At 38.4% G+C, this 12,749-nt stretch carries 11 protein-coding genes and 1 rRNA gene; 7 read left to right on the forward strand and 5 right to left on the reverse strand.

Annotated elements, in window-relative coordinates; genetic code table 11:
* Positions 1-53: 53 nt before the first annotated feature.
* Together B0169_RS16890 and B0169_RS16895 are read left to right on the forward strand one after the other, a co-directional pair.
* Positions 54-1,739, forward strand: coding sequence for a DUF342 domain-containing protein (locus B0169_RS16890; protein ID WP_077288083.1), 1,686 nt, complete (start codon positions 54-56; stop codon positions 1,737-1,739).
* Positions 1,740-1,778: 39 nt separating this feature from the next.
* Positions 1,779-2,552, forward strand: a complete 774-nt coding sequence (locus B0169_RS16895; protein ID WP_077288084.1) for a DUF2884 family protein — start codon at positions 1,779-1,781, stop codon at positions 2,550-2,552.
* A 78-nt stretch (positions 2,553-2,630) separates the two neighbouring features.
* Here the strand turns inward: B0169_RS16895 and B0169_RS16900 are convergent, their stop codons facing one another.
* Positions 2,631-4,280: an electron transfer flavoprotein-ubiquinone oxidoreductase gene (locus B0169_RS16900; protein WP_077288085.1), complete on the reverse strand. Its 1,650-nt coding sequence runs from the start codon at positions 4,278-4,280 to the stop codon at positions 2,631-2,633.
* A gap of 289 nt (positions 4,281-4,569) precedes the next feature.
* On the opposite strand from B0169_RS16900, the gene B0169_RS16905 reads away from it, so the two are divergent.
* The 4 genes from B0169_RS16905 to B0169_RS16920 all read left to right on the forward strand — a co-directional run bounded on the left by B0169_RS16905 (position 4,570) and on the right by B0169_RS16920 (position 7,774).
* The gene (locus tag B0169_RS16905; protein WP_077288086.1) at positions 4,570-5,322 is read left to right on the forward strand and encodes an electron transfer flavoprotein subunit beta/FixA family protein; all 753 of its coding nucleotides are present in this window, start codon (positions 4,570-4,572) and stop codon (positions 5,320-5,322) included.
* Entirely contained in the window at positions 5,319-6,245 is a 927-nt protein-coding gene (locus B0169_RS16910) for an electron transfer flavoprotein subunit alpha/FixB family protein (RefSeq protein ID WP_077288087.1), read from the forward strand. The genes B0169_RS16905 and B0169_RS16910 overlap by 4 nt, the downstream gene beginning before the upstream one ends.
* A 310-nt stretch (positions 6,246-6,555) precedes the next feature.
* Positions 6,556-6,954 carry an SUI1 family translation initiation factor gene (locus B0169_RS16915; RefSeq protein WP_077288088.1) on the forward strand — a complete coding sequence of 133 codons (399 nt, stop codon included), beginning with the start codon at positions 6,556-6,558 and terminating at the stop codon, positions 6,952-6,954.
* Between the two features lie 19 nt (positions 6,955-6,973).
* Entirely contained in the window at positions 6,974-7,774 is an 801-nt protein-coding gene (locus B0169_RS16920) for a response regulator (protein ID WP_077288089.1), read from the forward strand.
* Positions 7,775-7,779: 5 nt separating this feature from the next.
* Here B0169_RS16920 and B0169_RS16925 read toward each other — a convergent pair whose 3' ends face one another.
* Complete coding sequence (locus tag B0169_RS16925; RefSeq protein ID WP_077288090.1) at positions 7,780-9,345, reverse strand: sigma 54-interacting transcriptional regulator; 1,566 nt, start codon at positions 9,343-9,345, stop codon at positions 7,780-7,782.
* 304 nt (positions 9,346-9,649) lie between these two features.
* Here B0169_RS16925 and megL point away from each other — a divergent pair, with 304 nt between their 5' ends.
* Positions 9,650-10,834: a methionine gamma-lyase gene (megL, locus tag B0169_RS16930; protein WP_077288091.1), complete on the forward strand. Its 1,185-nt coding sequence runs from the start codon at positions 9,650-9,652 to the stop codon at positions 10,832-10,834.
* A 75-nt stretch (positions 10,835-10,909) separates the two neighbouring features.
* On the opposite strand, the gene B0169_RS16935 is transcribed toward megL, so the two are convergent.
* The 3 genes from B0169_RS16935 to rrf all read right to left on the reverse strand — a co-directional run bounded on the left by B0169_RS16935 (position 10,910) and on the right by rrf (position 12,711).
* Positions 10,910-11,341 carry an HIT domain-containing protein gene (locus tag B0169_RS16935; protein ID WP_077288092.1) on the reverse strand — a complete coding sequence of 144 codons (432 nt, stop codon included), beginning with the start codon at positions 11,339-11,341 and terminating at the stop codon, positions 10,910-10,912.
* Positions 11,342-11,366: 25 nt separating this feature from the next.
* Positions 11,367-12,299, reverse strand: a complete 933-nt coding sequence (gene ylqF / locus B0169_RS16940) for a ribosome biogenesis GTPase YlqF (protein WP_077288093.1) — start codon at positions 12,297-12,299, stop codon at positions 11,367-11,369.
* 297 nt (positions 12,300-12,596) lie between these two features.
* Positions 12,597-12,711, reverse strand: a 5S ribosomal RNA gene (gene rrf, locus B0169_RS16945).
* Positions 12,712-12,749: the final 38 nt, after the last annotated feature.

Here is a 12,749-nt window from a genome sequence, read left to right on the forward strand (position 1 = left end):
AAACTTATAAATAAGAAAACTTGAGCTTGATAAAATAATGGAGTTATAAAAGTGTGAGTAAGGCAAGTTTAGTAAGTAACGATAAGAATAATATCGATCTAGTGCTGTCTCCAATTAAAACAAAGACACCGTTATCTGAAGTACATATTAACGAGTTAATCGATAACTCCGAGTATAGTAATTTATATGTAAATAATAGCAATATCAAAAATGCCATAGCTGAATTAAATAGCGTGCTTAAAACGTTAACAGAGGATCAAGCTGGCCGTGAAATAAAATATCAAGTACTTGAGCGTCGTGATGCAACGATTTCAATTTCAATTGAAAAAGACAATATGTCAGCAACCGCTGAAATATCAACAGCATTAGGTGGCCAGCACATGAGTGCAAAAGCCATATTAAATGCTGCGCAAGATGCCAATGTTTGTAAAGGCTTTAGTAAAGAGCAATTAATAAAACTTGCCAAACAAGCCGCCAAAGAGCCTGCAGGGGCAATCGTAAAAAGTGAAATAGCGCATGGCAAACTTCCCATTGACGGTAAAGATTCCCGTATTAAGCTTTTAGTTGAAAGTGCACAAGATCGAATTTTAAAACCTAAAAAGCGTGAAGATGGTAGCGTCGATATGCGTGATCTAGGTGATATTATTTGTGTAAAAGTTGGTGATCCGCTAGCGAAAAAAATTCCACTTACTGATGGCATACAAGGATTTACCGTTACCGGAGAGATTTTAGAGCCTAAGCCAGGTGAAGATATCGATATGCATGTCGGTGAAGGCACGAGTTTAAGCCCTAAAAATAATAGCATTTTAGTTTCCACTAAAGTTGGCCTGCCTCGAATTATTGAAAACGGCATGGAAGTTGACAGTGTTTACCAACTGAAAAATGTTGATGTCAGCACTGGCCATGTAAAATTTGAAGGTAGCGTTATTATCGACGGTGATGTTTGTGAAGGCATGAAGGTTTTTGCAACCGGCGATATTTCTATTGGTGGCTTTGTTGAATCAGCTTCATTAGATGCCGGTGGTGATATAACGATAGGCACAGGTATTATTGGCAAAAAACAGGATATTGAAGGTGTTGATGTATCTGAAATATCAATGAGCGTCAATATTAATGCCGGTGGTAAAGTTTTTGCTAAGTATAGTCAATATGCTGAAATTTCTTGCCACTCATTGCGAATTGAAAATCAAATGATGCACAATATTGTCAATGTTACGAAAACATTGTGGCTAGGCAATGAAGATAAAGCCAATGGCAAGCTCATTGCCGGTCATATTCGTGTTGGAGAGTCCGTTCGAGCAGGTACGGTTGGAGCCACTGCGGGTAGTCTAACGATCATTAGCTTTGAAGATAAAATCAATGAATTCCTCAAACAAATGGCTGATCTAGATCTGGCGATTAAAAGCGAGTCTGATAAAGCAGCAGAGTTAAAACTTGCCGCAGAAAAACTCAAAAAACTGCCAAAAGAGAAAGCGAAACCTGAAATGTTGGCAAAAGTAATGTCTACCTATCAGTATCACGCTAAAAACATGGGGCAATTACTTTTTGATAAAGAGTCTATTGAAACCACACTACAAGAATATATGACAAGCGTTTATGTTGAAGCAAATGAAAAAGTTTACCATGGTGTGCAAGTACATATTGGTGAGTTTCATGAAAAAACTCGCAGAGAGTATGGCCCAAGTAAAATCGCTTATAAAGAGCGAAAAATTCATATAGACCCAATTGTTTCGACATAAAGTCTCCAATAACACTTTAAATTAATATGGAGTTTTGTCATGGCATTAATTGCCCGCAGCCTTTTAATTTTCTTTTTGTATGTTGGTGCTGTAAACGCTCAACAGTGTGATATTAACTTTAATTATGCCGTAATTATTGACCCTGCTCATGTTCGAATGGTTAATCACGGTCAAACCTATGTGCAAATTAACGGTGAACACCAACTTTTTGTGCATGGTCGTGAAATTCAGCTCAATAACATACAAAAACTGCAGTTAAGTGAATATACCAACGGCATTAGATCACAAGTCCCTGCGATTGTTTCAATTGCTATCGAAGGTGTTGAACTAGGGCTTAAAGCTGTCAACAAAGTCATCAGTAGTTTAACGGGTGAAAATAGTGCTTCGCATCAACAGTTTCAAGAAAAATTTGATGAAATGAAATGGCGCCTTCGCTCACGATTCAATCATAGTGATGAAAGTTATTACATTGCGCCACAAGATTTTGATGATTTTGATGAAATTTTTGCTGGTGAATTTGAAAAAGAAATCGAAGCAATTGTTTCAGACTCCGTTGGCTCAATTTTAGTTGCCGTGGGCGAGGCAATGACTCATCGCGAAGAGCAAAGTACAGAGCAACGTGTTGAAACGTTTGATCAACGTATTGAGACGATGGGAAATGATCTAAAACTTGATATCAGTAAGCAAGCTAATGCTTTAGAGATAAAAGCAGAGGCTATTTGCACAAGTTTGGTGAAACTCGACGCTATAGAAAACATCTTACAACAGGAAATACCCGCTTTAGTTGAATTTAACCTGATCGAGACAAATTAAACACTTACTTTGCTACTTAAAAACATAAAAAAGCCTGCAATGCAGGCTTTTTTATTATCGTAACTCCCTGTAATTCAACTACATATTAGGGTAGTTAGGGCCACCAGTACCCTCAGGTGTCACCCAAGTAATATTTTGACTTGGATCTTTGATATCACAGGTTTTACAGTGCACACAATTCTGAGAGTTAATAACAAACTTATCTCCCTCTGCCGTACTTTCAACTTCATATACCCCTGCCGGACAATAACGCTGAGCAGGCTCATTATATTTAGCCAAATTAACACTAATTGGAATACTGCTATCCGCTAACTTCAAATGGCATGGCTGCTCTTCTTCATGATTAGTGTTTGATAAAAATACTGATGACAGTTTATCAAAACTCAATTTATTATCAGGTTTTGGATAATTAATCACCGGAGCATCTTTCGCAAGCTTCAACTGTTCATGATCTAAGCTGTCATCTTTAAAATTAAACGGTAACTTTCCACCGAAGAAGTTTTGATCAATGGTATTATAAGCACCGCCCAAAAATGTACCGAACTTGTGCATTGCAGGACCGAAATTACGGGTACTATAAAGCTCATCGTATAACCAAGAGTTTCGATATTTATCAGTGAAACTAGTAAGGTCTTTAGCCCCTTCGTCGCCAGCAGCTAGCGCTTCAAAAATAGACTCTGCCGCCAACATACCTGATTTCATTGCAGTATGATTGCCTTTGATTTTTGCAAAGTTAATTGTTCCGGCATCACAACCTACAAGTACAGCACCTGGCATGGTCATTTTAGGTAGTGAATTAAAACCACCTTTTGCCATTGCTCTTGCGCCGTATGAAACTCGCTTGCCACCTTCGAGATATTGGGCAATTTTAGGATGGTGCTTATAGCGTTGAAACTCATCAAATGGACTTAAGTGAGGGTTGCTATAATTTAAGTCAATAATTAGGCCAACAAAGACTTGGTTGTTTTCAGCGTGATATAAATAGCCACCACCCGTTGTATCTTTCTCTAGTGGCCAACCAGCAGAATGAACGACTAAACCTTCTTGATGTTTTGCAGGGTCAATATCCCAAATTTCTTTAAAACCTAGGCCGTAATGTTGTGGCGATTTATCAGCATCTAGGGCGAACTTAGCAATAAGCTCTTTACCTAAGTGGCCACGACAACCTTCAGCAAATACAGTGTATTTAGCTTTTAACTCCATACCAGGCATAAAAGAATCTTTTTGATTTCCCTCTGCGTCTAACCCCATATCGCCAGTGATCACGCCGCCAACACTACCATCATCATTATAAATAATGTCTTGGGCAGGAAAGCCTGGGAAAATTTCTACACCTAACTGCTCTGCCTGCTCGGCTAACCAACGACACACATTACCCATACTCACAATGAAGTTACCTTCGTTGTGCATGGTTTTAGGCACACCAAAGCCAGGCAATTTAACCGCGCTTTCTTCGCCATTAAATAAATAAATATCATCGCCAGTAACAGCGGTATTCAAAGGCGCACCTTTTTCTTTCCAGTCAGGAAATAACTCATTTAATGCTCGCGGTTCAAAAACCGCACCTGAAAGAATGTGAGCCCCTACTTCAGAGCCCTTCTCAACAACACAAACCATGAGTTCTTGTTCTTTTTCTTGTGCTAACTTCATTAATTGACAAGCAGTTGACAGGCCTGCAGGACCGGCTCCAACAATTACAACGTCAAATTCCATTGATTCGCGTTCCATAACATCTCCCATCATTCTATTTTTATGAAAAATTCAAACACTCGTTTGATTTTCAAACACCTGTTTGATAACATCAAACATTATAGATATTTTCGTGTTAAATACTATCTTGTATTGCATTATTTCCCGATAATATTTGTTTAAGCGCAATTTGACTGACGATATCTACAGAAGACGTTGACGTAAACGTAATCTACAAGTAGTCTTTCAAACCATTATTCCAGTGTTAAGCTGAATTTATATTTAGTTTAGCCAATATTACTTACAACAAGCACAATCAGAGGCAACGATGAAAGTATTAGTACCCATCAAACGCGTTATTGACTATAACGTAAAAGTACGTGTTAAAGCAGACAACTCAAATGTCGATCTTGCTAATGTAAAAATGGCAATTAACCCATTTTGTGAAATCGCAGTTGAAGAAGCAGTTCGTTTAAAAGAAGCAGGAACAGCAACAGAAGTTATTGCCGTATCTATTGGTGATAAATCTTGTCAAGAGCAGCTGCGTACAGCTTTAGCTTTAGGCGCTGATCGTGCAATTCAAATCGATACTGATCAAAACTTAGATTCTATCAACGTGGCTAAACTATTACAGAAAGTTGTTGAAGAAGAACAGCCACAATTGGTTATTCTTGGTAAGCAAGCTATCGATAGTGACAACAACCAAACCGGTCAAATGCTAGCAGCCCTTACTGGCATGCCTCAAGGTACATTCGCATCAGCTGTCAGCGTTGACGGTGATAAAGTCAATGTGACTCGTGAAGTTGATGGTGGTTTACAAACTATCGCATTAAACTTACCTGCAATCGTCACAACTGACTTACGTTTGAATGAACCTCGTTATGCATCATTACCAAACATTATGAAAGCTAAACGTAAGCCTTTAGATGTGAAAGCTGCAGCTGACTTTGGCATTGATTTAACATCACGCACAAACTTAGTTAAAGTAACACCTCCTGCAGAACGTCAAGCAGGTATTATTGTTGAAAGCATTGATGAATTAGTAGAAAAATTAAAAAATGAAGCGAAGGTGATCTCATGAGCATTTTAGTATTTGCCGAACACGATAATAGCCAATTAAAAGCTGATACCTTAAAAACAGTTGCGGCGGCACAAGCAATGGGTGGCGAAATTCACTTGTTAGTTGCTGGCCATAATTGTCAAGCTGTTGCCGATGCAGCAAGCAAAGTTAACGGCGTAGCTAAAGTATTAGTTGCTGATAACGCAGCATACGAACATCAGCTAGCTGAAAACGTTTCATTGTTAGTTACTGAATTAGCAGCTGACTATGACCACATCGTTGCAACAGCATTAACAACGGGTAAGAACTTTATGCCACGTGTTGCTGCCTTGTTAGATGTTGCACAAATTTCAGATATTATTGCCGTAGAAAGCAGCGACACATTTGTTCGCCCTATTTACGCAGGTAACGCAATTGCTACCGTTCAAAGTTTAGATAGCAAAAAAGTAATCACAGTTCGCCCTACCGGTTTTGACGCAGTAGCAACTGACGGTAGTGCGGAAGTTGTTGCTTTAGATAAAGCAACTGATGCGGGTACATCTAGCCACGTAAACGACGAGCTTTCAGTATCTGAAAGACCTGACTTAGGCGCTGCTGGTGTTGTTATCTCTGGTGGTCGTGGTATGCAAAATGGTGATAACTTCAAACTACTTGATGGTATTGCTGACAAGCTAGGTGCTGCAATTGGTGCTTCTCGCGCTGCTGTTGATGCTGGTTTTGTACCTAACGATATGCAAGTTGGCCAAACAGGTAAAATTGTTGCCCCTGACTTATACATTGCCGTTGGTATTTCAGGTGCTATCCAACATTTAGCCGGTATGAAAGATTCAAAAGTGATTGTTGCTATCAACAAAGATGCTGAAGCGCCAATCTTCCAAGTAGCTGATTACGGTTTAGTTGCTGATTTATTTGATGCTTTACCTGAATTAGAAAGCAAGCTTTAAACTAATAGCAAAAAATATCTATAATAAAACCACTCTTGTAGTGGTTTTATTTTATCTAAAAAATAAAAAATTCGCCCGCCCTTTTTGAGCATTACCAGATAAGAGCACAGAAAAACACCTTGTCTAGTATCTTGTCGTTATGTTAACTATTTTCAACGATATTAGTTTCAAAATTGCTATAATCCTAACAATAGCTTTGTAAAATACTGTGCTTAGCCGTTATTAATAACCGTTAAGTGTTTTTAATCTCAATCGAACTTACCTTTTATAAGCGTAAAAGATACTCATTTAAAGAACAATAGACACTACTATGACAAAAACATTTTCAAGCCTGAGCGATTTAGCAGGGGCATTCGGCAAAAGTATCGATAGTGATAATAATTCAGTAACTCATCATGATGAATCATTAGTTTATTCAACATCGCAAGGACGGATCAAACAGTCAACAACAGAAACCATAACGGCTTCAGACGGTTTTGCCAAAGTACGACGAGAAACCAAAGGTAGAAAAGGTAAAGGTGTTGTCACAATTTCCGGATTAGGTTTAGACAATAAATCCTTAAAAGAGCTGGCAAAAAAACTAAAGAAAACATGTGGTACCGGTGGCAGTGTCGTTGGTGAAATCATTGAAGTTCAAGGTGATAAACGTGAAGAAATAAAATCAGTACTTGAAAAAAATGGTTTTAAAGTCAAATTTATTGGTGGTTAAGCACCAATTACCGAAATAGTTGAGTCATATTATGAATCCGAATGAATTATCTTTACTTGTTGTTGAGCCGTCTGATTTACAAAGAAAAATCATCATCAAAGAGTTAAAGCAACAAGGTATAACTCAAGTTGCCGAAGCTAAGAATATTGCCCAAGCATACGAAACAGCCAAAAAACATCCTCGCGATTTAATTACCAGTGCAATGTATTTTGATGACGGAAGCGCTATTGATTTATTACATCAAATAAGAAACAACCCAAGTATTGCCGATACACCGTTTATGTTGGTATCGAGTGAGCTTAGGCGCGAGAGCCTTGAAGAGTTTAAACAGTCAGGGGTCATTGCATTATTGCCAAAACCTTTCACCTCAGCACATTTAGCAACCGCTATTGATACAACGATTGATTTACTATCTACCGATGAACTCGAGCTTGAATATTTTGATGTTCATGAAGTGCGAGTTTTACTGGTGGATGATAGCCGCCTTGCTAGGAACCATATTAAACGTGTCCTCAATAATTTAGGCTTATTGAAAATAGTTGAAGCTGCTGATGGCAGTGAAGCGATTGCCTTATTGAAAGAAAGCATGTTTGATCTCGTTGTAACTGACTACAACATGCCTGAAGTTGATGGTAAAGAACTGACTCGTTATATTCGCAGTGAAAGCACACAGTCTCATATTCCAATACTCATGGTGACCAGTGAAAGCAATGATACACACCTCGCGAATATACTAACCGAAGGTGTAACAGCAATGTGTGATAAACCTTTTGAACCAGAAAACGTCAGAAAGATCTTATATAAGATATTAGAAGAGTAAGTATATTAACTCGTAATACCGAACTGACGTAATTTCATAGCAATTTTGTTGTGAGATACTTTTAGTCGCTCAGCTAGCTTGCGAGTAGTTGGGTAATGTGGATATAAGTGAGTAATTAATTGCTTTTCAAAGGCTGCTTGCGCACTTGCCCAGTCTTCCACCTCATCAGTGCTCGCGCTGACTTGAAAATGGTTCACATTGTCCTGTTCAAATTGCGCTAAAGCAACTGCAATATCTTGCGCTGAAATATGACCAGACTGGCTTAGCGCCACGGCTCTAAAAAGTACATTCTGTAATTCTCGGATATTGCCTGGCCAATGATAAGCCGAAAGAAGCTGCATTGCTTTATGATCAATTTTTGCTTGCTGCAAGTTCAATTGTACTGCTGCAAGCATGACAAAGTGCTGCGCTATTAAAGCAATATCCTCTCTCCTCTCACGTAATGGCGGAGAACTTAAAGTAAGCACATTTAGACGATAAAAAAGATCCTCTCTGAAATTCTTTTTACTGATCATCGACAATAAATTTTGGTGAGTAGCACTGAGTACTCTAACATTTGCCTGCAGCTCTTTTGTTCCTCCTAGACGACGAAAAGTAAAATCTTGTAAAAACCTTAATAACTTAGCTTGCAAATAAGGCGGCATCTCAGCAATTTCATCTAAAAATATTGTTCCCCCTTCAGCTAATTCAAATAATCCAGGTTTACCACCTTTTTGAGCACCAGTGAAAGCGCCATTGGCATAGCCAAATAATTCACTTTCCAATAAATGTTCAGGTAAAGCGGCACAATTGATGGCTAGAAAAGGGGCTTTTTTACGATGACTAGCATTGTGTAACGCCCTTGCTATAAGTTCTTTACCCGTACCGGTTTCACCATTAATTAAAACCGGTAGCTCTAATTCAGCAAAACGCATGGTTTGCTCTTTCAGCAATTGAATACTCGTCGATTGCCCAATAATGTTATCAATGCCTTGTTCGTCTCTGGTTTGTAATATTGAAATCTGTCGACCTAAGCTGGTAATTGATTTAAAGGAAATTACCGCTCCCGAATTGTTTTCTTGGTCACTGATAGGGGTGATTTCAGCGATATAATTTTGTCCTGCAATATCAATATTTTGTGAACTAGTTGTATCTAACAACGGTAGTGAAATTTCAAGTTCAAGTAGCTCATTAACCTTAAGGCCCTTCAACTGCTCCCCTACTTTTGAAGTAATACCTTTATACCGTTGATGATTAACTAATAGCTCCTCACTTGCTCGATTTAATGCCATTACACGAGCATTTTCATCCATATCAATGATGGCATCTGGTAGACGATTCACTAATGCTCTTAAATGGCGCTCTCTACTCTCAGATGGCAGAAAGTCAATTTCTACACAGTGATTCACACCAGGAACTGCTTTTAATGCCTGTTTAACTTGGGCAAAACTAATGGTACTTTCAGCTAAATAAACAAAAATAAATTGTGAGCTTACTTCCATAGCTTGTATGTTCAATGCAAGCTCGGTAAATGCGGCTAATATTTCTTGGCTAATGCCCATTCGGTCTTCAGATTTTATTTCTATGCGCATATTAATTCCTAATCAACCTTGCCGACAACAATATTGTACTATACAAGTTACAATGTAATAAATATATTACAAAACAAATAAAACTCAAACACTGATAGCTAAGTACTAGCCAATATTACAGTTAAATCATCACTTAAACCTACAACCTTGTAATTATTTTATTACAAAATTACAGCTATTCTCTTACACAGTAAAACAAATTAAACTCAAGTAATTGATAAGTATGTATATTTTTTATTGGCAACATAATTGCTTATATTTGTGCAACATTACAATAAAAATTTTCTAAAGAGAAAGGTATACCATGTCTGAAAGTAAATACATCGAAACGCAAGCCATTCATTCTGGTCGCATTAATGATGAACAATTTGGTTCGTTAGCAACACCACTTTATCAAACCTCGACTTTTATTTTCGACAATGCACAACAGGGTGCAGAAAGGTTTGCAGGTGAAGCCGAAGGTTATATTTATAGTCGACTAGGTAATCCTACAACTCGACAGCTAGAGATGCGCGTAGCTGCAATGGAAGGCATGGAAGATGCGGCAGCAACGGCAACAGGCATGGGAGCAGTTTCAGGCGCTTTGTTAGCAAACTTATCATCAGGTGATCATTTAATTTCATCAAAGGCTGTTTATGGCTGTTCTTTTGCCTTGATGAACCATCAGTTAACCCGTTGGGGTATTGAAGTTAGTTTTGTTGATATGGCAAACCCTGCCGAGATTGAAGCAGCAATAAAGCCCAATACTAAAGTTGTGTTTTTAGAAACGCCTGTAAATCCAAATTTAGCGGTCTACGACTTAGCTGTAATTGGTAAAATTGCCCAAAAGCATAATATTATTTCAATTGTAGACAATACATTTTTAACCCCGGTATTACAGCAACCCAAGCAGTATGGCATTGATATCGTTGTGCACAGTGCAACAAAGTACTTAAACGGTCATGGTGATGTGGTTGCTGGTATTATCTGCGGCAGCAATGAAATGATCATGAATATCAAAATGACAGTTTTAAAAGATATTGGCGCAACAATGAGTCCACATGATGCATGGTTGATCATGCGAGGTCTTAAAACATTACCAATCCGCATGGAGCGTCACTGTCGCAATGCTGAAAAAATTGCGGATTTTTTGGAAAGTCACCAAAACGTATCACAAGTTTACTACCCTGGCTTACAAAGTCATCCGGGATATAAATACATTGGCTCACAAATGAAAGCAGCAGGCGGGGTTATCGCCTTTGAAATAAACAGTGATCTAGCCGGAGGCAGCGAGTTTATCAATCGCATGCAGCTATTCTCAATTGCGGTGAGCCTAGGTGATGCAGAATCATTAATTCAGCACCCTGCATCTATGACACATTCACCATACACACCAGAAGAGCGAGAAAATGCAGGTATCAGCGATAGTTTAATTCGAATATCTGTTGGTTTAGAAAACGTAGAAGACTTAATTGATGATTTGAGTCAATCACTTGAGTTAATAAAATAAGATTGCTACTAGCAGTCCAAGCTTAGTTAACTTTAGTTAACAAGCTTGGACCTTAAAATCCAATAGTGATAGCTGTTAACTGTCTGACGCTAATATTGCCGACAGGTTAGGTAATATACGTTGCTTAATTACAGCTAACGCTTCATCCGTATAGGGTGTCAACGCTTGCTGCCCCCAAATCGGCTTTGGCCAACAGACATCATTTTTATAACGTACAATATGATGTAAATGCAATTGTGGAACGACATTTCCTAACGCTGCTACATTCATCTTATCTCCGTTGAATTCTTGCATAAGTACTTCACTTAACATGCTAGATTCATTCAAAAGCTGTTGTTGCTGCTGCCAATCCAGTTGATAAATATCTTGAACATTATCAACCTTAGGAACCAAAATAAACCAAGGAAATGCGCTATCATTACAAAGTAACAATTGAGAAAGCGGTAAATCAGTAATAACAAAACAGTCTTTGGCTAATTGTGGGTGTAATTCAAATTTTTCACTCATGTTGCAATGTCTTCCTATTTTTAGTTTAACGTTTATTGCGTCGACCTCGGCCGCGGGCAATTTTTTTCGCTTCTCTAGCAGCAACTTTATCTTCTTCAACCTTATCAAAATGAATAACTTCGGCGATCACCATTTCAGGTGTTTCGAAGCTTATGCCACCTAAAGTTTTATCACGAATTTCATTAATTAATATTTCAGAAGCTTTATGAAAATCAATGTATCCACCGCTTTTAACACAGCCACGTCGTTTACCAATTGCTTCAATTAACTCAACATCCTGTTCCGGAAGTTCCTCAAGCTTATAGCGCTCTTTTAATCTTTCAGGATAAGCAGCTAATAAATACTCAGCGGCAAAACAGGCTATTTCTTCATGATCGAAAGCGGTATCTTTAACCGCACTTGTAATAGCTAGGCGGTAGCCACTATTTTCATTTACTATTTTAGGCCAAAGCATGCCTGGAGTATCGTATAAATATAGTCCTTCTTCCAAGCGAATTCTTTGTTGCCCTTTCGTGACTGCAGGTTCATTACCTACCTTGGCTTTAGCCTTACCTACTAACGTGTTAAGCAAGGTAGACTTACCTACGTTCGGGATCCCCATAATCACGGCATTGATTTGCTTACCAGCTTCGTCTTTATTCGGTGCTAACTTTCTAATTAAGTTTGGTAAGGTCTTGGCAACCGACGGCGACTCTGTTGTCAAAGCAATCGCTTTAACATTATGTTGAGACTCTAAGTAATTAAGCCATTGTTCAGTAATTTTTGGATCGGCTAAATCTGACTTGTTAAGAATTTTAATTAAAGGTTTATCCCCGCGAATTTCAGTGATCATGGGATTTTCGCTACTAAAAGGTAAACGAGCATCACAAACCTCAATCACTACATCAATTTGCGGTAGAATTTCTTTAATCTCTTTTTGGGCTTTATGCATATGCCCAGGGAACCAGTTAATTGCCATAATACATCTTTACTAACCATACAATAATATATAACTGATTTTATCACTGATATTAATGAAAAGCTGCCGAATACTATTTATTTTGAATATTTCCTCAGCACTAGATAACAAAAAGCCCGTTACTTTCGTAACGGGCTCTTGACGCGCATGGATACACTAGAGCAGACACTGCTGAGTTCACAATGAACTCAACCATGCCGCTATGGTCATTTTAGCGTTTATCACTGAATTTATTTAATTATAAAGCCCAGAAAGCAAAAAACCCGTAGCGTTAGCTACGGGTTTCTCTAAATAGAAGCCTAGCAATGTCCTACTCTCACATGGGAACTCCCACACTACCATCGGCGCTAACACATTTCACTTCTGAGTTCGGAATGGGATCAGGTGGGGCCATGTCGCTATTGTCGCTAGACAAAAAAGGTACAATCTTGAAAGCCGTTCATTAAGACA

This window comes from Cognaticolwellia aestuarii (genome assembly GCF_002000025.1).
Classification (GTDB): Bacteria; Pseudomonadota; Gammaproteobacteria; order Enterobacterales; family Alteromonadaceae; genus Cognaticolwellia; species Cognaticolwellia aestuarii.

Coding starts and splice junctions, on each gene's coding strand:
- B0169_RS16915 (WP_077288088.1), top strand. CDS start 6,556: ATGACAAAAACATTTTCAAGCCTGAGCGATTTAGCAGGGGCATTCGGC.
- B0169_RS16895 (WP_077288084.1), top strand. CDS start 1,779: ATGGCATTAATTGCCCGCAGCCTTTTAATTTTCTTTTTGTATGTTGGT.
- B0169_RS16925 (WP_077288090.1), bottom strand. CDS start 9,345: ATGCGCATAGAAATAAAATCTGAAGACCGAATGGGCATTAGCCAAGAA.
- B0169_RS16935 (WP_077288092.1), bottom strand. CDS start 11,341: ATGAGTGAAAAATTTGAATTACACCCACAATTAGCCAAAGACTGTTTT.
- megL (WP_077288091.1), top strand. CDS start 9,650: ATGTCTGAAAGTAAATACATCGAAACGCAAGCCATTCATTCTGGTCGC.
- B0169_RS16900 (WP_077288085.1), bottom strand. CDS start 4,280: ATGGAACGCGAATCAATGGAATTTGACGTTGTAATTGTTGGAGCCGGT.
- ylqF (WP_077288093.1), bottom strand. CDS start 12,299: ATGGCAATTAACTGGTTCCCTGGGCATATGCATAAAGCCCAAAAAGAG.
- B0169_RS16905 (WP_077288086.1), top strand. CDS start 4,570: ATGAAAGTATTAGTACCCATCAAACGCGTTATTGACTATAACGTAAAA.
- B0169_RS16910 (WP_077288087.1), top strand. CDS start 5,319: ATGAGCATTTTAGTATTTGCCGAACACGATAATAGCCAATTAAAAGCT.